The sequence below is a fragment of the Mycetocola sp. genome, from assembly GCF_025464835.1.
Classification (GTDB): domain Bacteria; phylum Actinomycetota; class Actinomycetes; order Actinomycetales; family Microbacteriaceae; genus Mycetocola_A.
Genome location: NZ_JAODMP010000080.1, coordinates 1 through 22,369 on the forward strand (window position 1 = coordinate 1; position 22,369 = coordinate 22,369).

Annotated in this window: 23 protein-coding genes, 2 pseudogenes and 1 riboswitch; of the genes and pseudogenes, 10 read left to right on the plus strand and 15 right to left on the minus strand. The window is 65.4% G+C overall.

Translation table 11 applies throughout. The annotated features are described in order from the left end of the window. Positions 1-203: pseudogene (locus tag JWP90_RS10090) on the plus strand (methionine synthase); the annotation flags it as partial. A 469-nt stretch (positions 204-672) separates the two neighbouring features. Here JWP90_RS10090 and JWP90_RS10095 read toward each other — a convergent pair. After that, positions 673-1,848 (minus strand): LLM class flavin-dependent oxidoreductase, encoded by a 1,176-nt coding sequence (locus tag JWP90_RS10095; RefSeq protein ID WP_297363355.1) that lies wholly within the window; start codon positions 1,846-1,848, stop codon positions 673-675. Positions 1,849-2,013: 165 nt separating this feature from the next. Between JWP90_RS10095 and JWP90_RS10100 the strand changes: the two genes are divergently transcribed. The 6 genes from JWP90_RS10100 to JWP90_RS10125 are packed head-to-tail and all read left to right on the plus strand — an operon-like array spanning position 2,014 to position 7,859. After that, a complete protein-coding gene (locus tag JWP90_RS10100) occupies positions 2,014-2,916 on the plus strand; it encodes an ABC transporter substrate-binding protein (RefSeq protein ID WP_297363357.1) in 903 nt (300 codons plus the stop codon). After that, positions 2,917-4,194 (plus strand): LLM class flavin-dependent oxidoreductase, encoded by a 1,278-nt coding sequence (locus JWP90_RS10105; RefSeq protein ID WP_297363359.1) that lies wholly within the window; start codon positions 2,917-2,919, stop codon positions 4,192-4,194. Further along, on the plus strand, positions 4,191-5,084 hold the full coding sequence (locus JWP90_RS10110) for an amino acid ABC transporter permease (RefSeq protein ID WP_297363361.1): 894 nt from the start codon (positions 4,191-4,193) through the stop codon (positions 5,082-5,084). The genes JWP90_RS10105 and JWP90_RS10110 overlap by 4 nt, the downstream gene beginning before the upstream one ends. Beyond that, on the plus strand, positions 5,081-5,863 hold the full coding sequence (locus JWP90_RS10115; protein ID WP_297363365.1) for an amino acid ABC transporter ATP-binding protein: 783 nt from the start codon (positions 5,081-5,083) through the stop codon (positions 5,861-5,863). The genes JWP90_RS10110 and JWP90_RS10115 overlap by 4 nt, the downstream gene beginning before the upstream one ends. Further along, complete coding sequence (add, locus tag JWP90_RS10120) at positions 5,860-6,861, plus strand: adenosine deaminase (RefSeq protein ID WP_297363368.1); 1,002 nt, start codon at positions 5,860-5,862, stop codon at positions 6,859-6,861. Before JWP90_RS10115 ends, add begins: the two co-directional genes overlap by 4 nt. Then, on the plus strand, positions 6,858-7,859 hold the full coding sequence (locus tag JWP90_RS10125) for an LLM class flavin-dependent oxidoreductase (protein ID WP_297363370.1): 1,002 nt from the start codon (positions 6,858-6,860) through the stop codon (positions 7,857-7,859). Before add ends, JWP90_RS10125 begins: the two co-directional genes overlap by 4 nt. Before the next feature lie 42 nt (positions 7,860-7,901). Here JWP90_RS10125 and JWP90_RS10130 read toward each other — a convergent pair whose 3' ends face one another. From JWP90_RS10130 to JWP90_RS10185, 12 genes and pseudogenes are all read right to left on the minus strand, one after another. Next, complete coding sequence (locus JWP90_RS10130; RefSeq protein WP_297363373.1) at positions 7,902-8,297, minus strand: carboxymuconolactone decarboxylase family protein; 396 nt, start codon at positions 8,295-8,297, stop codon at positions 7,902-7,904. Positions 8,298-8,466: 169 nt separating this feature from the next. Next, positions 8,467-8,718 (minus strand): annotated as a pseudogene (locus tag JWP90_RS10135) (bifunctional hydroxymethylpyrimidine kinase/phosphomethylpyrimidine kinase); the annotation flags it as partial. After that, on the minus strand, positions 8,715-9,347 hold the full coding sequence (gene thiE / locus JWP90_RS10140; protein ID WP_297363376.1) for a thiamine phosphate synthase: 633 nt from the start codon (positions 9,345-9,347) through the stop codon (positions 8,715-8,717). The pseudogene JWP90_RS10135 and the gene thiE, both read right to left, overlap by 4 nt. Before the next feature lie 17 nt (positions 9,348-9,364). Continuing rightward, the gene (thiM, locus tag JWP90_RS10145) at positions 9,365-10,183 is read right to left on the minus strand and encodes a hydroxyethylthiazole kinase (RefSeq protein WP_297363378.1); all 819 of its coding nucleotides are present in this window, start codon (positions 10,181-10,183) and stop codon (positions 9,365-9,367) included. Positions 10,184-10,238: 55 nt separating this feature from the next. Then, positions 10,239-11,972 (minus strand): phosphomethylpyrimidine synthase ThiC, encoded by a 1,734-nt coding sequence (gene thiC / locus JWP90_RS10150; RefSeq protein WP_297363381.1) that lies wholly within the window; start codon positions 11,970-11,972, stop codon positions 10,239-10,241. Next, positions 11,969-12,076: riboswitch (TPP riboswitch) on the minus strand. It overlaps the preceding gene by 4 nt. A 118-nt stretch (positions 12,077-12,194) precedes the next feature. Next, entirely contained in the window at positions 12,195-13,097 is a 903-nt protein-coding gene (locus JWP90_RS10155) for a TerC family protein (RefSeq protein WP_297363384.1), read from the minus strand. A gap of 116 nt (positions 13,098-13,213) precedes the next feature. After that, positions 13,214-13,540 carry a CHY zinc finger protein gene (locus JWP90_RS10160; RefSeq protein WP_297363388.1) on the minus strand — a complete coding sequence of 109 codons (327 nt, stop codon included), beginning with the start codon at positions 13,538-13,540 and terminating at the stop codon, positions 13,214-13,216. After that, complete coding sequence (locus JWP90_RS10165) at positions 13,537-14,133, minus strand: energy-coupling factor transporter transmembrane protein EcfT (RefSeq protein ID WP_297363391.1); 597 nt, start codon at positions 14,131-14,133, stop codon at positions 13,537-13,539. The genes JWP90_RS10160 and JWP90_RS10165 overlap by 4 nt, the downstream gene beginning before the upstream one ends. Before the next feature lie 4 nt (positions 14,134-14,137). Then, on the minus strand, positions 14,138-14,860 hold the full coding sequence (locus tag JWP90_RS10170) for an energy-coupling factor ABC transporter ATP-binding protein (protein WP_297363394.1): 723 nt from the start codon (positions 14,858-14,860) through the stop codon (positions 14,138-14,140). Then, complete coding sequence (locus JWP90_RS10175) at positions 14,857-15,996, minus strand: thiolase family protein (RefSeq protein WP_297363397.1); 1,140 nt, start codon at positions 15,994-15,996, stop codon at positions 14,857-14,859. Before JWP90_RS10175 ends, JWP90_RS10170 begins: the two co-directional genes overlap by 4 nt. After that, complete coding sequence (locus JWP90_RS10180) at positions 15,986-17,104, minus strand: class I adenylate-forming enzyme family protein (RefSeq protein ID WP_297363400.1); 1,119 nt, start codon at positions 17,102-17,104, stop codon at positions 15,986-15,988. Before JWP90_RS10180 ends, JWP90_RS10175 begins: the two co-directional genes overlap by 11 nt. Positions 17,105-17,160: 56 nt before the next feature. Next, complete coding sequence (locus JWP90_RS10185) at positions 17,161-17,772, minus strand: biotin transporter BioY (RefSeq protein ID WP_297363403.1); 612 nt, start codon at positions 17,770-17,772, stop codon at positions 17,161-17,163. A gap of 56 nt (positions 17,773-17,828) precedes the next feature. Here JWP90_RS10185 and JWP90_RS10190 point away from each other — a divergent pair, with 56 nt between their 5' ends. Next, on the plus strand, positions 17,829-18,470 hold the full coding sequence (locus JWP90_RS10190) for a TetR/AcrR family transcriptional regulator C-terminal domain-containing protein (protein WP_297363406.1): 642 nt from the start codon (positions 17,829-17,831) through the stop codon (positions 18,468-18,470). Positions 18,471-18,634: 164 nt separating this feature from the next. On the opposite strand, the gene JWP90_RS10195 is transcribed toward JWP90_RS10190, so the two are convergent. Further along, complete coding sequence (locus tag JWP90_RS10195; protein ID WP_297363408.1) at positions 18,635-19,420, minus strand: IclR family transcriptional regulator; 786 nt, start codon at positions 19,418-19,420, stop codon at positions 18,635-18,637. A gap of 267 nt (positions 19,421-19,687) precedes the next feature. Here JWP90_RS10195 and JWP90_RS10200 point away from each other — a divergent pair, with 267 nt between their 5' ends. Beyond that, entirely contained in the window at positions 19,688-20,413 is a 726-nt protein-coding gene (locus tag JWP90_RS10200; RefSeq protein ID WP_297363411.1) for an Asp/Glu racemase, read from the plus strand. A 10-nt stretch (positions 20,414-20,423) separates the two neighbouring features. Continuing rightward, positions 20,424-21,776, plus strand: a complete 1,353-nt coding sequence (locus JWP90_RS10205) for an SLC13 family permease (protein WP_297363414.1) — start codon at positions 20,424-20,426, stop codon at positions 21,774-21,776. On the opposite strand, the gene JWP90_RS10210 is transcribed toward JWP90_RS10205, so the two are convergent. Further along, positions 21,773-22,369, minus strand: a 597-nt coding sequence (locus tag JWP90_RS10210) for a flavin reductase family protein (protein ID WP_297363417.1), incomplete at its 5' end; no start/stop codon positions are given. The two genes, JWP90_RS10205 and JWP90_RS10210, sit on opposite strands and share 4 nt — an antisense overlap.

Here is a 22,369-nt window from a genome sequence, read left to right on the forward strand (position 1 = left end):
CCATTGACGTGGCAACCACCACCGTCGAGACACCTGAAGAAGTCGCCCATACTCTGCGGCGGGCACTGCAGTTCGTCGATGCCGACAAGCTCTACCCCTCCACCAACTGCGGCATGGCACCCCTGCCCCGGAGGGTCGCCCGCGCCAAGCTTGCCTCGCTGGGCGCCGGCGCGGACATCCTCCGACGTGAGCTGTCGGCTTAGGCTCCAGGCGGGCTCCTCCGAGAGTGAAACCCCGGGATTGATGCGTTCCCGGGGTTTCGTAGTGGCGGCGGAGCTAGCACGACGGTCGCTTTTATGGATGGTGGCCGCGGGTTCGGTAGTGGTGTCTTTTTCGCGGTTTGTTGATGTCGGCGCCGCCAGCCCGAGCGGTCCAGCATGTGTTCGGGGTTCGGTGGCTGATGAAGATTAGGCAGACGAAAAGGTGTCTGATCTCGGGCGCGCTCAGGGTGACGAGGTCGCTGTCGTCCCTTTTTCTGACCGGGTCACGGTCAGGAAGGCGTGGGCGAGCATCGAGGGGGGGTGATGCGCCGATACCGGCCGGCGTGTTGACGCACCTGGTTTTGATTCAAACCGGTCTGCCCTTTGCTGCGCTGGAGGGTCTCTTCAGAGGCACAGCGGGCTCCGGCGGACTGGGCGAGGTCGGCCGGACTCACGCGTCTGGGTCCGTGGGTCAGGTGATGGGCGATCTCGCTCGGGGGTGCTCGCTTCGCCAGGCATCGGCCAGCAAGCGGTACGAGCGCACCCGGTCCGCGAGAGCATGCGCCTGTGTCGTGATTACGAGCTCGTCCGCACCGGTCGCCGCAACCAACGCCTTAAGGCGCCGCACCACGGTCTTGGGCGATCCGACGATCCGTGAGGCGAGCCTGTCGGACACGATCGCCTCATGTTCGTCGCTCCAAGGCAAAGCAGCCGCTTCCGCTGGGCTCGGATACGGCTGCGCAACGTATTCGGTCCGGATACCGTGAAGCCACGGCCTGAATGGCGCCGCGAGCTCTGCGGCCTGCTCGTCGCTCTCCGCGACGAGCACATCCGCCGACACGATGACGTACGGGTTCGGATGCTCGGGCGAGGGCACGAATGCTTCCCGATACGCCGCAACGGTCTCGAGAATCTGCTGGGGCAGGGCGTGATAGTTCGCACCGAACGGTAACCCGAGGGCACCGGCGACGCTCGCACTGACGCCGGCCGAGCTGCCGTGAACCCACACCTGCACGTTTTCCGCACCGTGCGCCGGAGTCGCGACCACCGGAACGCCCTCCTGTGCCTGATATGTCCCGTCAAGGAACCCGAGCACGTCACGCGTCTGCTCGCCGAAATCGGCCGGATTTCCCGGCGTCCGCGATAGGAGCCTGTCGTTCAGCCCGGCCCGCACGTCGGCGAACGGGGCGGCACAGAACGACGGGATCACGACCCCGTCGACCTCGCGGAACGGTGCCACTGGTCCCGGCTGAATCTCCCCGGCCTCCAGCTTGCGGTTGGTCTCCTTTGCGCGCGCTCGCTGCTCGACCGACGGGCCGCCTCGGCCGATACCGAGGTCGAAACCGCGCCCGCCGAGGGCCGCCACAGTTCCGGCGATCTCCGCAACCTGCAACGGGCTGTAGTTGTCGATGACGAGCACGGCCACGCCGACCCGGATCTGGCTTGTCGCGTGAACAATTGTGGGCGCAAGCAGGTAGGACGCCGATCCCGCACCGCCGGGGTACAGGTGGTGTTCGGCCAGCCAGAAACGGCGGTAGCCCAGGCGGTCGGCGTGCCTGGCCAGCTCGATGCTGCTTGACAAGGCCTCGGCCGCCGATTGTCCGCTCGAGGTCAGAACAAGGTCGAGCACAGACAAGGGGACGGTCACAGGAGAGCTCTCTTCACTCGATCATCTTGCTCGCAGTCACGTCAGGTGGAGACGCCGGTTGTCACATCCCGTAATAAGACGAATTTCTGCTGTCACCAGCGCATAACCTGAAGGCCACATGCGGGTGACCGCACCCGTCGCACCATCGGACATCCAGAGGAACCTATGAATATCTCGACTGCACGGCATCCGCGTGTTCGCGCTCTACCCGGCATTTTGGCGCTCGGCGCGGCCGGCGCCCTTCTTCTTTCCGGCTGCTCTGAGCCAACCGCGGCGACGGAGTCTGCCGAGAAGCCGGCTGCTGGCAGCGCCATCACCCTCGGCGACCCGGCAGACCTCGACCTCGTCGTTGACGGTACCTTGACCGTGCACGCTGACGAGCCGGTGTGGTCTCCATGGTTTGTCGACAACGACCCGAGCAATGGCAAGGGCTTCGAAAGCGCTCTTACCTATGCCGTCGCTGAGAAACTTGGATTCTCCGAGGATGTGGTGACGTGGGGCTACACCGCCTTCTCTGCGTCGTACGCTCCCGGCCCGAAAGAGTTCGACCTCTACGTTCAGGAGGTCTCCATTACCGAGGATCGTGCCCAAGCGGTCTCGTTCAGCGACCCGTACTATGTCTCCCGGAGCGTCGTCGTGGCCAAGGCGAACTCGGATGCCGCTGCCGCCACGAGCGTCGACGAACTGGCTGAACTCACCTTCGGCACGGTCGCGGGCACAACGCAGGACAGCTACATCACCGACACAATTCAACCGGCCGAGGTTCTGAGCTATGACACCGTCGCTCTGAGCACACAGGCGCTGGAAAACGACCAGGTTGATGCGATCGTTGTCGACCTGCAGATCGCACAGAACGTCGTGTTGAACCAGTACGACGACCTCACGATCGCCGGTCTGTTGAAAGACAACGGCAAGAGCAAAGGGATGGGCTTCGTCCTCGACCTCGAGAGCACGCTGACCCCGTATGTCAACGCCGCCCTGGCCGAGTTGGAGGAAGAGGGAACCATCGACGAACTTGCTGAGACCTGGCTACCTCTTCCCGCCGATGTGCGGGAATACGACCAGTAGATGAGCGCGCCTGCTCGCCGACGCGTCCACCTCGGTGCCTTCTACCCGAATGACCACCACCACACCCTGTGGGGGCATCCGGATGCCGGCAGCCAGATCGACTACTCCGCGTTCCGCCACTTCACCACGAGTGCGGAGCGCGGGATCTTCGACTTCGTCTTCCTCGCGGAGGCGAACTGGCTGCAGGAGCACCGGGGGGCCGTTGTCGAGCACGCCATCCTCGACAAACCCGACTCACTCACGACACTCGCAGCCCTCGCCGCGGAAACGACGAACATCGGGCTGGTCGCGACGATCGGGACGACCTTCTCAGACCCCTATCACGTGGCACGCCAGCTTGCCACAGTCCAGCGGTTGTCCGGTGGGCGGGCCGGCTGGAACGTCGTCACCTCCCACACCACCTTCGGCAAGGGGGCCTCGACCAACTTTCGGCCTGGCCGCATGGTCGAGCACGCCGAACGCTATCGCGCCGCCGACCGCTTCATTACCGAGGTGCAGGCGTGGTGGTCACAGGCGGATGCCGCACACCGGTCCGCAGGATTCGCCCCGCTCGGCGACGACCGTCCCACCATCGTGCAGGCCGGAGGATCACCGGAAGGCCGGGACCTGGCCGCCCGGCACGCAAGCGTCATCTTCGCCGGTCGCAGCAGCATCCAGGGCTCGCAGGAATTTTACCGCGACCTGCATGCACGCGCCGCAGCTGTTGGGCGACCTGCGCCGCTCATCATGCCCAGCACAGCCTTTGTCCTCGGCGACACCGCCGCGGATGCGGAGGAACGGCTGCGTGAGTGGCGCGCGCTGGAGATGACCCCGAAGGTGGCCACGTTCCTCCTCGAGGAAGTATGGGGTGTGGACCTCAGCGACTACGACGTCGACGGACCGCTGCCTTCGTTCGACCCCAACTGGGACCATGCGTACGGCTACACACGGGGCCGTGTCGGCGGAGAGCGAGACGCGCGCGTGCTCGTTGGCCAGTGGCGCGAGATCGCAGAGCGTGACAAGCTCTCGGTGCGCGAGCTTCTCAGCGTCGTCCTCGCACGCCGTGATTTCGTCGGCACACCACGTCAGGTCGCCGACGAGATAAATGAATGGGTCCAGTCGCGGGCCGCCGACGGGTTCGTCGTGAACCCGTCGATCGTGCCGAGCGGCATGGATGAGTTCGTCAACCGCGTCGTTCCCGAGTTGCAAGAGCTGGCGGTGTACCCGACCGAATACAGCGGAGCCACCCTCCGCGCACACATCGGCGACGTAGCGATCGGTGCTGGAGTACGACCATGACGATGTCATCGCATGTGACAGCATCCGTCTCCCGGCCTCTCAGCGACGCCGAACTAGCGGTGATACTCACCCGTAAACCGTGGTGGCAGCGCCGGGACTTTCTCGGGTCGTCGGCGATCGCGGTCGTCAGCACGATCGTCGTGGTTGGACTTCTCGGTACGATCGCCGTCAATTCAGAGGGCTGGCTGCTGTTCCAACGCGCGTTCCTCAATCCTGAGCACTTCGCTCTGTCGTTCCCAAAAATCTGGGAAGGGTTCCTGCTCAACGTTCTGCTGTTCGTCCTGATCGAGCCGATCGTCCTCATTGTGGGCCTCGTCCTCGCGCTCCTGCGCAACCTGTCGTCGCCGGTGTTCTTTCCGCTCAGGTTCTTCGCGATCGCCTTCATCGACCTGTTCCGCGGGCTGCCGGCGATCCTGGTCATCCTCATGCTCGGCATGGGCATCCCCGCGCTGCGGATCGAAGGCCTCAGCACCTCGCCTCTGTTCTGGGGAGCCGTCGCGTGTGTGCTCACGTCATCGGCATACACGGCGGAGAACTACCGCGCCGGTATCGAGTCGATCCATCCGAGCCAGCGGGCAGCCGCGCGTGCGTTGGGTCTCGGGCACGGCCAGACCATGTGGTTCGTGATCCTGCCGCAGGCGGTGCGACGCGTGACTCCACCGCTGATGAGCGGCTTCATCGCCCTTCAGAAGGAGACCGCCCTCATCTCGGTGATCGGAACGATGGAGGCCACTCGCGCCGCTCAGGCGTACTCAGCGACAACCTTCAACTTCACAAGCTATCTTGTGGCTGCCCTCCTGTTCGTGGCCATCACCATCCCACTCACCCGACTTACCGACCACCTGCTCCGCCGGAGCGAGATCCGCCGGACGGTTGGAGGAGCCGTATGATTCCGGATGCCGTTCCCGCGGTCCGCCTGCGCGGCGTCTATCAGGCGTACGGTTCTCGCACCGTCCTGCGGAACATCGACCTCGACGTCGCGTCACACGAGGTCGTCGCCCTGATCGGGCCGAGCGGGTGCGGCAAGTCGACCCTGCTGCGCACGGTGAACCTGCTCGAGGACGTCGTCGCCGGGAGCATCGAGCTCAACGGCGAGAACATCACCGCACCGAAGACCAACAAGAACCGCGTGCGGCAGCAGGTCGGGCTGGTTTTCCAGCAGTTCAACCTGTTCCCGCACCTCACGGTGCTCGAGAACATCACTCTCGCGCCCCGGCGAGTGGCCAGAAAGAGCAAGGTCGACGCCGACCGCCGGGCCATGGAACTGCTCGAACGGTTCGGTCTCGCCGATAAGGCGGACGAGTATCCCGACCGACTCTCGGGCGGGCAGCAGCAGCGCGTGGCGATCATCCGGTCCCTTGCCACGGAGCCGACTGTCATCCTCCTCGACGAGGTCACCTCGGCGCTCGACCCCGAGACCGTGGGTGAAGTGCTCGCCCTGATCGCCGAACTGAAGAACCTCGGATTGACACTTATTCTCGCTACCCACGAGATGGCATTCGCTCGCACGGTAGCGGACCGGATTGTCTTCATGCACGAGGGTGAGATCGTCGAGCAGGGGCCACCGTCGCAGGTCCTGGATGCCCCGACGGTCGACCGCACGCGGCGCTTCGTCGATCAGATCCTCAGCCACGATGTGGCCGCCGTCACGGCTCAGGAGCAGCTATGAGTTACCCCAAGATCGAACTGCACGTGCACCTCGAAGGTGCGATTCGCCCGGCGACGCTGTTCTCCCTGGCAGAAAAGAATGGTGCTGCCCTGCCGGTTGCCACGCTCGAGGAGCTGGAAAGGTTCTACGAGTTCAGCGACTTCAATCATTTCATCGACGTCTGGAACGTCACTACCGACGTGCTGTACGACGCGGACGACTTCCGCCGGGTCGTGGTCGATTACGCGGCCGAAGCAGCCTCGTTCGGCGCGGTCTACCTCGAGGCGATCGTCTCACCCGGGCAGTACTACACCCGGGGGATCGAGGGACGGGAGCTGTTCGAGGGCTTCACCGACGGCATCCAGCAGGCACGGGAGGAGACCGGTGTAGAGGTGCGGATCACGCCCGACCTCGACCGCAACCGGCCGATCGAAGTCAGTCGTCAAATCGTGCTCGACGCGATCCCATTCCGCGACCGCGGGATCGTTGGCATCGGCCTCGGCGGCCGTGAACGCGCCAACCCGACGAGCATGTTCACAGAGGTCTTCGCGTTGGCCCGGGATGCTGGCCTCGCCGCCGTGCCCCACGCTGGCGAGGACGACGGCCCCCGTTCGGTCCGTGAGGCGATCGATCTTCTCGGCGCCTCCCGCATCCGCCACGGGTTCCGAGCCATCGAAGACTCCCACCTCATCGCAGAGCTCATCGAGCGACGTATCGTGCTCGATGTCTGTCCCACCTCGAACCTTCGGACGAAGGTCGTCGCTCACATCGACGACCATCCCCTCGCCGACCTGATCGCAAGCGGCGTCGGAATCACGATCAATACCGACGACCCGGCGATGTTTGGCACCGACCTCGGCACCGAACACGAGGTCGCACGAGCCGCAGGTGCTGACGCGCACGCACTCTTCCAGGCCGGTATCGACGGCCAGGTGGCCGGGGATGAGATCGGGGCGTGGCTGGAGTGCATCGCGGCCGACCACTGGGCTGTCGCCCCTCAGGCGGAGGTCGCCCGATGAGCGCCCACTCGTTTATCTACGCCCTGTCGCTTGACGGTCACCGTCTTGGAGACGGTGCCGACGGCATCCGTACGCTGACCGACTATGTGAGCCTCGCTGAGGCATCCGGCATCGATGTGCTCACGCTTGGTGACCCGCTCGAGGCGTCTGAGTCGGAAGGCGTAGGGTTGGCCGCCGCCGAGACGCTTGCCTACCTGGCCCGCAAGACGAACACGATCGGTCTGCTGCCCGCAGCGTCAAGCCACTACAGCGAGCCCTTCCACACGGCGAAGGCCATTGCGACGCTCGACTACATCAGCCTTGGGCGCGCCGGCATCGTTCTCGATGCCTCTCAGACGGATGCCGTCGACGCGCGGTTTCCGGACTTGCCGCCACTGCCGCCGGAGGAACGCGTCGCGCAGGCGGGGGAGTTCGTGGACGTGGTCCGTGCGCTCTGGGACTCCTGGGAGGACTACGCGGAGATCCGCGAGCTGTCCACCGGCCGTTACGTGGACTCATCGAAAGTCCACCACATCGACCATTCTGGAGCATATTTCACTGTTAAGGGGCCGCTCATCACGCCACGCCCGCCGCAAGGGCAGCCTATCGTGACCGTGCGGCTGGACCCTGCGGCTCAGGCGACGGAGGAATGGCCCGGTCTCTTCGGACTTACAGTCACCCGAGCCGATGTTGCGATCGTCGAGGCGACCGGTGATCTGAGCGCTTTCCACACTGTTGTCGGCGCACTACGCAACAGTGCCGCTGACCCGTCGGTCTGGGCACGAGTTTCGGCTGCGGATCCGGCCGCGGCGCTCAAGCAGAGTGCGGCGCTGCGGGATGTCGTCGACGGCGTGGAGTTCGTGGCGGACGGGGCGAGCGGTCTTGCCGTGTTGCCAGAGGTGCTCCGTGTAGTGGCTCGGCTCCGGTCTGGCGCCGGTTCTGTTGAGCGTGCTGCGACCTTGCGGGACAGGCTTGGACTTGAGCGGCCGATCAGTCGTTTCGCGAACGCCGCGGTCTGATGGCGGATGCCGGAGGGCCGCAAGCCTCCGGCGCCGCTGCTGTCAGTGTGAGTGTGCTGCTGAGGGTTCGTGATCGTGTGCATCGGTGGGGGCAACGTCGCGCTCGTTCGCCCCGGAAAGCTTGAAGGCGAGGCGTCCGTGGGCGAAACCGCCTCCGGCGCGAATCGCGGTGGCGACCCAGGCTGCCTCAGCCAGTTCGGCTTGCGTCGCGCCGGCCTTCACCGCGTTCTGGCCGTGGGCGTCGATGCAGTAGACACACTGCGTCGTTATCCCGACGGACAGGGCAATGAGTTCCCGGTACTTCAGCGGAATGGAGCGACCTTCAGCTGCGAAGACGGCGCTGTCGAAAGCGGCGAACGCAGCGAGGATGTCGGGCGTCTCCTTCTTGTACACGCTCGTGTACTTGCGGTCCTCGGTCTTATCGTAGAACTCACTCATGGTGTTCCCTCTCGTCGACGTTGTCACTATCTCTGATTTGCACGACGCGGGGTTCCGGTTCATGCGACCCAGAGTCACGTCGCTGAAGTCGACTCTACGGAGAGCAAACTTGCCGTACCGCTAGGCCTGACACATGGCGTAATCCATTGGGTTCTGGTCACCCTTGGGGGGCGTTGGCTAGCATGCCCAGTTTGATGCTGTCGATCCGCACGTCGACGATGAGCGTCTCGAGATGCTCTGTCACGAAGTCGACGCGCATCACGTGCACACCTGTGACACCGGTGGTGTTCTACGCGGTCAGTGCTGTGATGGCCGCCGTGCCGTAAGCGCCGAGCGCGCTGAACGTCTTGGGATCCGCTTGGATTCCGGCCTCACCGGAGGGGTCGCAGCCGGCGATGGAAAGCGAGACGAGGGCAGTCACAGGTGCGCCCGCCACGCGGCACGGAGTTCCCGGGTTGCCGCGCCGACGTCCGGCTGCCCACAGATGGCGCTGACCACCGCGACCCCAGCAGCTCCCGACGCCCGCACCGCCTGCACCCTGTCGACGTCGATTCCGCCGATGGCCACACATTCCCACGGACTCGAGTCGATCAGCTCGCGCAACCCGTCGAGCCCGATCGGTGCCGCGGCGTCAGGCTTGGTCATCTGCGCCCAGACGGGTCCGATACCGAGGTAGTCGATATCTGCAGGTCGCCCGCGCCTGGCTATCACCAGGTGCTCGGGGTGCTGCACGGAGAGCCCGAGGTAGCTGTCCGGGCCGAGCATCCGGCGGGCTTCCTGGACGCTGAGATCGCTCTGACCGATATGCGCACCGTCGGCGCCTATGGCCGCGACGAGGTGCACGCGATCGTTCACGAGCACTGGAACTCCCGATCCGGCGAGAGCCGAAACTAGCGCGCGGCCCTGTCGGACGATCTCTGCGTCGGAGGCGTCGGGGTCCCGGAGTTGCACGACGGTCACTCCGGCGTCGACGGCTTCTCGCGCCGTCTCGACGACGCCCTTGTTCCGGCAGAGGCGTGCGTCGGTGACGAGGTAGAGGGAGAGGTCCAACGGGGCTCGCCCTCCGCTCACGAGAGGTGGACTTTTTCAGTCAGAGAGTTCGGAGACAGATCGGACAATTCGTCCAGTAAGGCAACGGCGAAGCTGCCGGGTCTGCTGGATGAGACGGCGGCAGTGTCGGCTGCCACTGTCATCATCGCTGTCGCTGTGGTGGCCGCGAGAAGGGCGTCGTCGACCGTGCCGGTGAAGGCCGCGATCAGTGCGCCGAGGGCACAGCCGACGCCGGTCACCCGGGTCATGACGGGATGCCCGTTCGATACCCGCACGATACGGTCGCCATCGGTGATGTGGTCCACCGCGCCGCTCACGGCGACCACCGTGCCGTACCGGAGCGCCAGCGACTGCGCAACGCCCAGCGCAGCTTCCGGGGTCTCCAATGAGTCCACTCCCTTACCCCCCGCTCCGCCACCCAGCGCGAGGATCTCGGAGGCGTTGCCGCGGATGACGGCGGGGGACCCGATCTCCAGCAGGGTGAGCGCGATCTCGGTCCGCCAGGCCAAGGGGCCGACCGCGACCGGGTCGAGAACCCAAGGTGTCGCATTCGCTGCCGCCGTAGTGACTGCGGCGATCATCGCTTCGGCGGTGTCGCGGTAAGGGGTCCCGAGATTGATCAGGATTGCATCCGCGGCGGCGGCAAACGGACCGGCCTCCCTCGGATTGTCCACCATCGCAGGGGCCGCCCCGGAAGCGAGGAGCACATTGGCGCTCCACTGGGCGACGACGATGTTCGTGATGCACTGCACCAAGGGTGGCGACTCGCGCAGCCGGGCCAGAGCACCGCCGAGCGCTCGAGCATCGACGGAGGGAAGGGGGATCGTTGAAGTCACAAAGGTGACGTCCCTTTCACTAGTACGAACAGGACAATGTGAGACCCGGAGTGCTTCAGCTTCTCCCGATAGTGGGCTCGGGAAGGTAGACCTTCCCGCCCGCCTTCTGGAACTCCGCGGACTTTTGTTCCATTCCTGCGACGATCTGCTGCTCCGAGAGGCCGCCGAACTGGTCGCGGATGTCCTGGGAGATGCGCATAGAACAGAACTTCGGCCCGCACATCGAGCAGAAGTGAGCTGTCTTCGCCGGCTCAGCGGGGAGAGTTTCGTCGTGGAACTCCTCCGCAGTCACCGGGTCGAGCGACAGGGCGAACTGGTCTCGCCAGCGGAACTCGAAACGTGCTTTCGACAAGGCGTCGTCGCGTTCGTTGGCGCCCGGGTGCCCTTTCGCAAGGTCAGCCGCGTGCGCTGCGATTTTGTAGGTGATGACCCCGGTTTTCACATCGGCCTTGTTCGGAAGGCCGAGGTGCTCCTTCGGGGTGACGTAGCAGAGCATCGCCGTGCCGTAGCGGGCGATCTCCGTCGCCCCGATGGCGGAGGTGATGTGGTCGTAGCCGGGAGCGATGTCGGTGACCAGTGGTCCCAGCGTGTAGAACGGTGCCCCATCGCAGAGTTCCTGCTGGCGCTCCACATTCTCCCGCACGAGGTGGAAGGGAACGTGGCCGGGTCCCTCCACCATGACCTGTACGTCGTACTTCCACGCCCGCTTCGTCAACTCGGCGAGGGTGTCAAGCTCGGCGAACTGGGCTGCATCGTTGGCGTCAGCGGTCGAGCCCGGGCGAAGGCCATCACCGAGCGAGAAGGCAACATCGTACTGGGCAAAAATCTCGCACAGCTCGTCGAAGTGGGTGTAGAGGAAGTTCTCCTCATGGTGAGCGAGGCACCAGCCCGCCATGATTGACCCACCCCGGGAGACAATGCCGGTGACGCGCTCGGCGGTGAGAGGCACATAGCGGAGCAGGACCCCGGCGTGGACGGTCATGTAGTCCACACCCTGCTCACACTGCTCGATGACGGTGTCCCGGTAGATCTCCCAGGTGAGGTCGTTGGCTTCACCGTTCACCTTCTCGAGCGCCTGGTAGATCGGGACAGTCCCGATCGGGACGGGTGAGTTTCGCAGGATCCACTCCCGTGTCGTGTGGATGTCATCCCCGGTGGAGAGATCCATCACCGTGTCGGCTCCCCACTTCGCGGCCCACTGAAGCTTGTCGACCTCCTCCGCGATCGAGCTGGTCACCGCTGAATTGCCGATGTTCGCGTTGATCTTCACCAGGAACGCCTTGCCGATGATCATCGGCTCCGACTCGGGGTGATTGACGTTGTTGGGGATGATCGCTCGCCCGGCGGCGACTTCGGACCGCACCAACTCGACGTCACAATTCTCTCGCAGAGCGACGAACCGCATCTCCGGCGTGATGATGCCTGCTTTCGCATAGTGCATCTGTGTGATGGTCCGGCCTCGGAGCGCTCGACGCGGCACCGGTTTCGAGCCCTGCCATTCCGCGGACGCGGCACCTCGTCGCTGTGCGGAGCGCCCGTCGTCCTGCAGGTTCCGCTCACGGCCAGCATAGAGCTCCGTGTCGCCGCGCTCCTCAATCCATGGCGCCCGGAACGGCGGCAAGCCGTGGACGGGGTCGCTTCCGGGCCCCTCCGTGCGGTAGACGGTGAACGGACCGTTCTGATCCCCGTTCGGACTCGAGCTCAAAGCGATGTTGGTCACCGGTACGCTGATGCCGTGTTCCGCATCGTGCAGATATCCGAGCGAGTGTGATGAGTTGACAGAAACCATCGTGAGGTCCTACTTCCTTCGCCGGCATGACCCGGACAGGTTCGACGGTCGCAGGCAGCGTCAGCCCGATCTCAGCCCCTGCAGGGGCCCCCGTGTGGATGCGACAACACTAACACCGTTCGACTCGGGCACCCGAACGAGGCCTCGGTGAAGCGTTTGTCCAGTGAGGAGGCCGGGTGTGAACCGGGTGAATCGTGACTCTCGGGCGCAGGGTAGGCAGGTTCAGCCGAGACCCTTCGAAACCGGGTGGCTGTCACTGTCGGGGACCTCGCCATGGACGGGTCCTCTGCCGAGGCCGACGGTACCACCGGCAGAGCCCTTCGACGTGGCAGCCCGAATGGCATCCGTGTCGTCCGCTTTGGAGTACGCGTGGCGCAGGTGCACCGGTTCGATTTCGGTTCCGGACCGTTTGTTCTGCCGGTGACGATAGAGCAGGTTGAGTGCCTCGACGCCGATCGCGAACGCCATCGGCCCGTAGATCAGCGCCTTGTCGACGTGCACGTCGAAGCCGTCGGCGATGAGGAACACGCCGATGAGTACAAGGAACGCCAACGCGAGCATCTTCACCGTCGGGTGCTTGTTGACGAACGCGAAAATGTACCGCGCCGAGAACAACATGATCGCGAATGAAAGTACGACCGCGGCGATGATCACGACCAGGTTGTCGACCATACCGACGGCGGTGATCACCGAGTCGAACGAGAAAACGATGTCGAGCAGCAGGATCTGCGCGAGCACCGCGCCGAAGGTCGCCGATTTCAAGCGCCCGGTCCCGTGCGATTCGGCGCCTTCCAGCTTCTCGTGGATCTCGGTGACGGCCTTGTAAACGAGGAAAAGTCCTCCGAAGATCAGGATGAGATCTCGGCCGGAGAATCCCATCCCGAAGACGGTGATGAGGTCGTCGGTGAGAGTGATGATCCACGACGCTCCGAAGAGCAGAAGGATGCGAGTGAGCATGGCCAGTGTCAGGCCGAGGTTGCGCGCCTTGGCCTGTTGCTCCACCGGGAGCTTGCTCGCGAGGATCGAGATGAAGATCACATTGTCGACGCCGAGGACGATTTCGAGCACAAACAGCGTGAGAAAGGCCACGATGAGATCGGGCGTCAGAGCGAAAGTGAAATCCATGTCGGGATCGTACCCGATCCGGCGCTCTCGCTACAGCGATCACAACGTCAGGGACCGCGATCGTGGCCTGGATGAGTCGGCACGGGGCCCCGGGGGTGCGGGCTCTTCACCGTTGTTCAGGCCTGGAAATAGTACTCGGTGTGCAGGCGGCAGCCCGGGTTGAACGGCGCGCCGCAGTCGGGGCAGCCGTCGACCTCGAGATACCGGTCAATGGTCAACTCGCTCCAGCAGACGCCGCAGAGCACCGCCTCACGCCCGCGCTCGGCGCGCGGCCATTGCGCCGCGGGGTGGTCCGCGCATTCGCCGTGGCAGAGGTGGCAGGGGTAGTACTCACCGCAGCATGCGAAGAGGATGGCGATGACGTCGAGAGAGGTGGCGTAGTGCTCGCAACGGGTCTGGTCGTCGACCGTCTTGCCGAGCACCCGCACGCGCCGACCGGTCATCGTATGCCTCGTGCCGTGAGCGCGTCGCCGAGCTCGTCGGCGTGCTTGAGTGCTACCACCAGGAACGGGACGACGAAGGTGAAGAGGCTCGAGCGCGCACTGCGGGCCTGCTGAGCTTCGCGCACGGTGCCGGCCAACCGAGCGAGAACCGGGACGGTGTTGATGGCGACCGCGAGCATGAGCGCCGCGCGAGCCGGGTCGAGACCGAGCCTGCCGAGGGGACGCAACGCGCGCTCGAAGGCATCGAGCAGATCAGTGATTTGTGTGGTCAGCACGAGCAGCGCAGCCAGTAGCACGGCGGCGCTCATGCGAGAGGTGTTCGCGACGGCGGATTCGATGTCGAGGAAGATCAGCTGCCCGACGAGGGTGATCGTGATGATCCAACGGATCGAGATAACCTGCCGGCCGAGTTCGCGAATGCCGAGGCCAGACGCCAGGTAACCGGGCACTGTCACCGCCGCGGCGATGCCTGCTGTCCACCAGTTGGTGGGCAGGAGTGAGACGGCGAGGACCACGACGAGGATGCCGAGAGACTTCGGCCCTGCCGGTGATCTGTGCAACCAGGTGTGGCCGGGACGGTAGAGCGTGATCACGTTTTCACCGCCGCAAGCTCGCGCGGTACGCCTCGATGACCTCGGCAGGACCACCCTGAGCGACCACCCGACCTTCGTCGAAGAGCAGCGCGGTGTCGCAGCGGGCGGCGAGCTCGAGGTCGTGGGTGACGAGCACGAGCTGATGCCCCGCCTCGGGGTGCAGGAGGTGCCCGGCGACGGCCGCACTGTTGCGGGCATCGAGATAGGCGGTGGGTTCGTCGGCGATGAGCAGGGCCGGGCGACGGATGAGCGCCCCGCAAAGCGCGAGGAGCTGCTTTTGCCCGCCTGAGAGTTCGTGCGCGGAACGATCGGCAAGATCGGTCAGTTTGAACGCGGCGAGGGCGGCAGTGACGCGCTCGGCGATCTCGACCTTCGTCGCGCCAGAGCCTCGAAGGGAGAACGCGACGTCCTCCGCGACGGTGGGCATCACGATTTGCGCGTCCGGGTTGCTGAACACGATGCTCACGAGCCGCCGGAGCGCGACCGACTCCTTCACGGTGTCGACGTCGTGCACGCGGATGCTGCCCGCCGTCGGTCGCGCTATGCCGCCGAGCAGTCTGGCGAACGTGGATTTGCCGGATCCGTTCGAGCCGATCACCGCGATCCGGGCGCTGTCGAGCCGTAGGCTGACGTCGTTGAGGGCGAGGGTGTCGCCGAGCCGTGCTGTGAGGTTCTCGACCAGAATCGGCGGGGCGTTCGTGTCGTGGCGCATCTCATTCGAAATCATCGCACGACCTCGCAGACCACAGCGACACCGATGCCGCCTCCGACGGAGGCGGCGGCGACCCCGACCGTGCCCGCCGGTGCCCCGCTGCGGACCAGGCGTGAGAAGAGGCGTACCACGGCGACCGCTCCGCTGGCGCCCCAGGGGTGACCGAGCGCAAGGGCACCGCCGTCTGCGGAGAGGCGTTCATCGTCGTCGGAGAGACCGAGGCGCCCGAGCACCGCGAGCGTCTGAGCGGCGAACGCTTCGACAATTTCGAAAGCGGAGACCTCTGTGAGGTCGTACCCGGCCCGCTCGAGCGCCTCGAGCACGGCGGGAGCCGCCCCGATGCCAGGGAATGCGGGGTCGCAGCCCACCACGGCGTGCGCGCGGATCGCGAGACCGGGAACGGTTCCGCGGTGTGACGTCGTGCCGGGCACCAGAAGCACGGCCGCTGCGCCGTCGCTCACGCGGCAGGTGTTGCCGGCGGTGAGGGAGCCTCCGGGGAACAGCGGGCTGAAGCGGGGGAGGAGGCGGCCGAAGCCGGGTCTCGGTAGCTCGTCGTGCACGGCAGCGCCAGGAAGGGCAACCAGTTCCGCGTTGTAACGTCCGGCTGCGCCGGCTTTCGCCGCGCGGTGTGCGCTGAGGGCGGCATAGGCGTCCTGCCGCTCACGAGCGATGCCGTCGTGGGTGGCAAGGTCCTCAGCGGCACGGGTCATATCGGGGTCGTGCCAACCGTCCGGGGTGAATGCGGCACGAGAGTATGGAACGCCGTCGATGGACCGGATGGGTGCCGTCGACGGGCTCTCGACCCCGCCGGCGATCCGAGCCCGCTCGTCACCGGCCTGGATGGCCGTTGTCGCCTCGACGATCGCGGCGAGCCCGCTGCCGCACTGCCGGTCGACGGTGAGCCCCGGCACCTCGAAACCCAACCCGGCGGCGAGGGCCGCAACACGCGCGGGGTTGCCACCAGGGCCCATGCAGTTGCCGAGCACCACATCGGCCACCTTCGGCGCGCGGCCGAGTACCCCGGCAGCGTCGTCGACGACGGCGCGCACGACCGACGCCGCGAGCTTCTCGACCGTGAGCGCTGACAGAGCGCGACCGCGTGTCGCGATCGGGGTGCGCCTGGCGGCGACGATCACCGGGTCAGCGCGCAAGGCTCGCCACCTCTCCGGACCGCACCCGGTGGATCAGCTCGGCGCGGGCAGTCTTGCCGGTGACGGTGCGGGGGAGGTGGTCGACGACAAACCAGCGGCGGGGCAGATGTGTCGCAGGAAGCCGCGACGCCGCGTCGGCTCGTAGTTCGGCACGGCGAAGCGAACTCCCGGGCGCCGCTTCGATGACGGCTGTGACGAGCTCACCCACGCCGTCGTTGGGAAGGCCGAATACCACGGCATCGTCGACCCCATCGATCCGACGGAGCTCCTGCTCCACATCGGCGGGGATGACCGTCGCCCCGGCAGTCAGGATGGCGTCGTCATCGCGACCCAACAGGGTGAGTCGACCTTCTTCGAGGCGTGCCCGGTCGCCGACCGTGCACCAGCCCGCACCCTGTCGCATCGGCCCGGTTCCCGTCAGATACCCGGTCGATACATAGGGCGAGTGCACCCACAGCACGTCGTCGTCGCGCACCTCGAACTCGACGCCGGGAAAGGCACGGAAACCCCGGCCGCCCGCGTCGTCCGCCCTGACGTCGTCGATAGCGACGAAAGAAAGCTCTGCGGCACCGTAGTAGGAGATTACCCGGATGCCCTGTGCCTCGGCCCTGGCGCGAAGAGCGAGGTCGAGGGACGTTCCGCCGATCAACGCGGCGCGCAATCGGGAAGGGGTGCCGGCGTCGAGCAGCGTGCGCAGGCCGTTCGGGGTGCCGTGAAACAAACTCGCGTCGCGAGCGTCCTCCGCTGTGAGGGAATGCGCGCGGGGAAGGGCCAAAGTGAACCCGGCTTCGGCGGAGTGCGCGATCGAGAAAAGCGACAGTGAAGAAGCCGGGGGAGAGGAGAGGGCGAGCACATCGTCGGGTCCGGCGTCGAGGAGTTCCGCGACATAGCTGAAGGACGCCGCCCACGAATCGGCCGTGCGAAGCACGATCCGCGGTTCGCCGGTGCTGCCGGAGCTGAGCGCCGCCCACGCCTGTCCCGGCTGTGGGCCCGCAGCGTCCACGCGGTCCTGCACGACCTTCCACTGCTGCTCGCTCCAGCGGTCGTCGCCGAGAAGCGGGATGCGGCCGGCGGCGCGCTCATCGAGCGTCCGGCGTGCGAGGGCCATCGGGTCGCCTCCCCGGAGGAGAACGATCCGACCCGTGTCGGACCCCGAGGCTCCGCTCACGCGGGCCGGGAGGGTTCGAGGGGCTGCGTGAGCGTCTCGGCGGAGTCCGTTTTGTTCTGGAACGCGCGGGGATAGGCGCGCGCCAGGGTCATCGTTATCACGGTGGCGAGGACAGCCTTGATGAGGTCGCCGGGCACGAAGATGCTGCTTTGCAGCAGGGTTTCGGCGAGCGGTAGGCGGGTGACAAATGACTGCACCGGGATGCCGAAGGCGTAAACGACGCCGATGCCGCCCAGCAGCACGCCGAGTGAGGTGCGCGCCCAGGTCAGCTTGCGCCCGCCGGCGTGCACGATCAGGCCGATCACGAAGGCGCCGACCACCCAGCCGAGCAGGTACCCGGCACTCGGGCCGACAAACACCCCGATGCCGCCACGGCCTCCGGCGAGCAGCGGCAGGCCGATCGCCACCAGCGCCAGCAGCACGACCATCGACAGCATCCCGCGCCAGGCCCCGAGCACAGCCCCGGCCAGCATGACACCAAGGGTCTGCGCGGTGATTGGCACCGCGCCGAACACGGAGAACGCTCCAGGAAGACCGAGGGCTGCGACTATCGCGGCGAATACCGCGATTCGGGCTATATCGGTCGCATCGATGCGGAATCTGCTCATGGGGATGTCCTTCCTGAACGCTGTTCACCTGAACGGCATTCACTATAGTAGGTGCCATGGCCGGTTCCGGAATACCTCGTCGCCATCGTCGAGACGACGTCGCCGACGTCGCACTGCGGATCCTCGATGAACACGGACTCGCAGACCTGACTATGCGTCGGATCGCCGCCGCGCTCGACGTCCAGCCGAGCGCCCTGTACTGGCACTTCGAGAACAAGCAGACGCTCATCGCGGAACTCGCTGATCGGATCGTGGACGGACACCCGGCGCCAGCCTCGGCGATTTCGACTGCCGGTTCCGACTGGCAGGAACGCACACGGGTCGAGGCGAGCGCCCTGCGTGACGCCCTACTCTCCTATCGAGACGGCGCCGAGATCGTGTCCAGCACGTATGCGCTGGGGCTCGGATCCGGGAGGGCGCTCAGCCGGCTCACCGACGCGGTGGCGCTGGGCGGGTTCGACCAAGCGACGAGCCGACGGGCCGGGACGACGCTGCTGCACTTCGTGCTGGGCCATGTCTCGCATGAGCAGCAGCGCCTGCAGTACGACAGCGTCGGTGTCCTCGCCGAGGTGCTCGAGGCTCAGCCGCTGGGCGCCGACGATCAGGCGCAGGCGTTTGCCTTCGGCGTCGGGCTGCTGGTGGACGGGCTGAGCCTTGCCCGGCTATCTGGCCGTCCGGCTGACCGCTCCAGGGCATGAGGCGGCCGCAATCTGCGCCTGAGTGCCCAAGGAGACGGACGAGCCGTGGGCATCATTGCGCGGCTCAGCCGGACGTCTCCGGTGCGCGGGCTCGCCCTGGCGGGCATGATTCCCGACGAGACCAGACCGGAAGGGACGAGATCTGAGTACTAGCGAATCCTTGGTCAACGCCGCCTAAGCGCAGGATCGTAGCCGAGTAGTCGACTCGCATTCTCGGCCACACGCGTGACCACAGGTCCGAGCGACTCCGCCTGCCCCGGGGTGACCCGAGAGGTGGGAAACCCCAGGCCGATTGCTCCGGCCAGTTCGCCGACGTGCGAGAAGACCGGAGCGCTGATCGACCCGACATCCAGATTCCGCTCGCCGAAAGCTGCGTAGTAGCCCTGATCGCGAGCGGTCGCGGCTTGGCGGTCGAGAACCTCGAGACTGTCCGGCGTTGTGGGTGTGAATTCGACTAGCTCCGTTGATTCCAATTCGCGGCGGGCATCCGAATCGAACGCGAGGAAGATTTTGCCGGGCGCGCCGGCATGAATTGGCATGACCATTCCGACGAGGAATGGGCGCATCACAACATGACGCGTCTCTGCCACAGCAACGATTGTTCGAAGGGCTCCATCCCGCACGTAGAAGCACGCCGTTTCACCGGTGAGATCGCGCAGCTCCTGCAGCGCTGGCTTGACGAGGCGCACGACGTCGAGCCCAAGGGTGCCAGGCGTCGCCCAACGCACCATGGCGATGCCGATCCGGTAGCGGTCGAGATCACGATCGAGCAGGCCTTCATGCACCATGTCCTGCACCAGCCGTTGGCACGTGCTGGAGGGTAATCCTGTCTTCTTATGAATCTGCTGCAGCGTGAGTTCCGGTCCTTCGGCCGAGAAGCAGCTGAGTATTTCGGTGATCTTGTGCAGCACCAACGTCGATGCCTTGCTTGCGCTCTGGTCGATTGACACGATTCGTGGATCCTCGCTGCACGTCATTTTCCGATGCGCGAATATTCTAGGTCAGCGCAGGAGCGCAGCCGAGTTGACACGTCGCGATCTATCCCACAGTATGGGACGCGGTCCCAGAATGCGGGATCAGATCGCCCGAAAACGTCCGTACACAACGCTGTGGAGAGATACATGAACAACGCTGCATTACCCCTCGAAGACTCGGCGAGCCCACGCTCACCGGGCGCGTCGCGGATTGGCCTCATCGTGCCGAGTTCGAACACAACGATGGAAACGGAGCTGCCGGAGCTCTTCCGCCGCCAGTCCGAGGCGACCGGTCACAGCTACACCTTCCACTCCGCCCGCGCCACGCTGAAGAACGTGACCCGCGAGGAGCTGTTGGCGATGGCGGCAAAGGCCGCCGACTGCGCGACCGCCGTGTCCGATGCGGACGTCGACGTGATCGCATATGCGTGCCTGGTCGCCGTGATGGCCCAGGGTCCCGGCGCGCACGACAGCGCTGAGGCGATCATCGCCCGTGCTGCAGAAGAAAACGGTCATCCGGCAGAAGTCACAAGCAGCGCCGGGGCGCTCGTACGCACCCTCGCTGACCTCGGGGTTCGTCGAGTCGCGATGGTCACGCCCTACATGAAGCCGCTCACTAAACTGGTGAGCGAATACATCGAGGGCGCCGGCATCGAGGTTCTGGATGCTGTCAGCCTCGAAGTTGCGGACAATCTGGCGGTCGGATGCCTCAACCCGGATAACTTGCCGGGCATCGCCCGCGACCTCAAACTCGAAGGCGCCGAAGCGATCATTCTGTCCGCGTGCGTGCAAATGCCTTCGCTTCGTGCCGTCGAGACTGTCGAGAAAGAACTGGGGCTGCCCGTCATCACGGCCGCCACGGCGACCACTTACGAGATCCTCAAGGCGCTTGGTCACCAGCCGGCCATCACCGGTGCGGGCAGTCTTCTAGCGGGCACCGCGACCACGCTCGTCGGCCTTCGCTCGTAAGGAAGCGATCATGTCTATCGCTCTCGTCGCATTCCTCGTGCTGATCGCGGCCTTCGCGATCGGCTCGTTCACCCGGATCAACGCCGGTCTCATCGCGTTGGTCGCCGCGTTCGGAGTCGGCACGCTCGTCGCCGGTTTGCCGATTGCCGACGTCATCGGCGAGTTCCCGGCCGGGCTCTTCTTCATTCTGGTCGGCGCAACCCTTCTGTTTGCGATCGTCCGGATCAACGGAACGATCGACCTGCTCGCCTATTGGGCGGAACTCCTTGCCGGCGACCGGAAAATTCTCGTGCCGGTACTCATGTTCCTGTTGACGGCGATCCTCGCATCTGCCGGCGCCTTCACTCCGGCGGCAATTGCGATCGTTGCACCAGTGGCACTGGCGCTCGGCAGCCGTTTCGGCATCAGCACGCTCGCCATGGGTTTGGTTGTTGTGCAGGGAGCGAATGCGGGAGCGTTCTCACCCGTTAACCCGTTTGGAGTGCTGAGCAATGTGATGCTCGACAACGCGGGTGCGTCGGAGGATTCTCTCAAGCTGTACGTGTACTGCTTCGTATTCAACGCGTTCCTCGCCGTTATTGCCTACGCCGCCGCTCAGGCGATTATGAAGCGTCGAGCCATCCGCTTGGAAGAACCCCCACTCGGGTCTGCGGACGAGATGCCGTCGGCCCAGCGCGCTCGTTCGGGAGCAGGCGGGACGGCAGCAAACCTGACGACCGTGTTGACGGCACCCACTATGACGAAGGCCGCTCCGGCGAGGGTGGCTGTCACACCGATTCGACTGCTGACGCTGGTCGGTCTTGTCGCACTGCTGGTTCTAACGACCGTGTTCGGTATTGACGTGGGCGTGGCATCCATCGTGATCGCGCTCGTGCTGATCGTCGTCAATTCGGGCGTGCAGAAACCTGCTGTAGAAAGCATGCCTTGGTCGGCGATCATCCTCGTCACCGGGATTGTCACCTACGTCGGCATGCTTGAGGCAATCGGTGCCCTGAACGAGCTCCAGAGCGGCATCGCAGCCCTGGGTAACGGTTCGGTTGCGGCACTCGTCACCGGGTACGTGGTCGCCCTCGTCTCGGCTTTCGCTTCGACCACCGGCACGCTGGGCGTCATCAGCCCGCTTGTCACACCGATCGCGCTCGATCCGCTGCTGACACCGATCGGTGTCATCACCGCACTTTCGATCAGCTCATCCGTGGTCGACGTCAGCCCGATGTCCACGAGCGGGGCGTTGCTCATGGCGAGCGCCCAACCGAAGGACGAGCGGCTGTTCTTCCGGGCGCTGCTGCTCTGGGCCATCGCGATGATTGTCCTCGTGCCTGTGCTCGTGTGGTTCGTCTTCGTGCAGTTGGGTATCGGCTAGCCCTGAGCAGAAGAACCCGGCCCCGGCGGTTCAGCCGACGGGGCCGGGTTCTTTGTGTCGGCGCCCGCGCCTCTTCGTCGAAAGTGCGCCGGCCAGTCAGCCGCGCGTATTCGTTTGAGCTCCTTCACCTCGCCCATGGTTCCCCATTCATCGCGCCCCAATCGCGACAGCGGGTCAAGCAGCTCGATTCGCGGGTGACTGCCGTCGAGTACCTCCGACGTGACGACCGCGTGGGTGACCTCACCGAAGATGAGGGTGCAGTCGCCGATTGGGAGCGTCGAGTGCAGACGGCATTCGAGCGCGGCAGGAGACTCCTTCACACGGGGCGGACGAACCGTGAGACTGGGTTCCCGCGTAAGGCCTGCCGCATCGAACTCGTCGACGGACTGGTCGAAGTCGGTCCCGGTCGCATTCACTTCGTTGAAGAGACGAACCGGGGTGAAATTGACGACGAACTCGCCCGTCTCATCGATGTTGCGCAACGAGTCCTTCTCGCCGACCGACGTAAACTGCACGATCGGAGGGTTGACAGCGGCGACGGTGAAGAAGGAGTGCGGCGCGAGGTTGTCGACGCCGGCAGCTGACGTGCTGGA

Excerpts from the sequence above, each read along its gene's own strand:
- JWP90_RS10100 (WP_297363357.1), top strand. The coding sequence starts at position 2,014 with ATGAATATCTCGACTGCACGGCATCCGCGTGTTCGCGCTCTACCCGGC.
- JWP90_RS10105 (WP_297363359.1), top strand. The coding sequence starts at position 2,917 with ATGAGCGCGCCTGCTCGCCGACGCGTCCACCTCGGTGCCTTCTACCCG.
- JWP90_RS10110 (WP_297363361.1), top strand. The coding sequence starts at position 4,191 with ATGACGATGTCATCGCATGTGACAGCATCCGTCTCCCGGCCTCTCAGC.
- JWP90_RS10115 (WP_297363365.1), top strand. The coding sequence starts at position 5,081 with ATGATTCCGGATGCCGTTCCCGCGGTCCGCCTGCGCGGCGTCTATCAG.
- add (WP_297363368.1), top strand. The coding sequence starts at position 5,860 with ATGAGTTACCCCAAGATCGAACTGCACGTGCACCTCGAAGGTGCGATT.
- JWP90_RS10125 (WP_297363370.1), top strand. The coding sequence starts at position 6,858 with ATGAGCGCCCACTCGTTTATCTACGCCCTGTCGCTTGACGGTCACCGT.
- JWP90_RS10130 (WP_297363373.1), bottom strand. The coding sequence starts at position 8,297 with ATGAGTGAGTTCTACGATAAGACCGAGGACCGCAAGTACACGAGCGTG.
- thiC (WP_297363381.1), bottom strand. The coding sequence starts at position 11,972 with ATGGTTTCTGTCAACTCATCACACTCGCTCGGATATCTGCACGATGCG.
- JWP90_RS10155 (WP_297363384.1), bottom strand. The coding sequence starts at position 13,097 with ATGGATTTCACTTTCGCTCTGACGCCCGATCTCATCGTGGCCTTTCTC.
- JWP90_RS10160 (WP_297363388.1), bottom strand. The coding sequence starts at position 13,540 with ATGACCGGTCGGCGCGTGCGGGTGCTCGGCAAGACGGTCGACGACCAG.
- JWP90_RS10170 (WP_297363394.1), bottom strand. The coding sequence starts at position 14,860 with ATGATTTCGAATGAGATGCGCCACGACACGAACGCCCCGCCGATTCTG.
- JWP90_RS10180 (WP_297363400.1), bottom strand. The coding sequence starts at position 17,104 with ATGGCCCTCGCACGCCGGACGCTCGATGAGCGCGCCGCCGGCCGCATC.
- JWP90_RS10185 (WP_297363403.1), bottom strand. The coding sequence starts at position 17,772 with ATGAGCAGATTCCGCATCGATGCGACCGATATAGCCCGAATCGCGGTA.
- JWP90_RS10190 (WP_297363406.1), top strand. The coding sequence starts at position 17,829 with ATGGCCGGTTCCGGAATACCTCGTCGCCATCGTCGAGACGACGTCGCC.
- JWP90_RS10200 (WP_297363411.1), top strand. The coding sequence starts at position 19,688 with ATGGAAACGGAGCTGCCGGAGCTCTTCCGCCGCCAGTCCGAGGCGACC.
- JWP90_RS10205 (WP_297363414.1), top strand. The coding sequence starts at position 20,424 with ATGTCTATCGCTCTCGTCGCATTCCTCGTGCTGATCGCGGCCTTCGCG.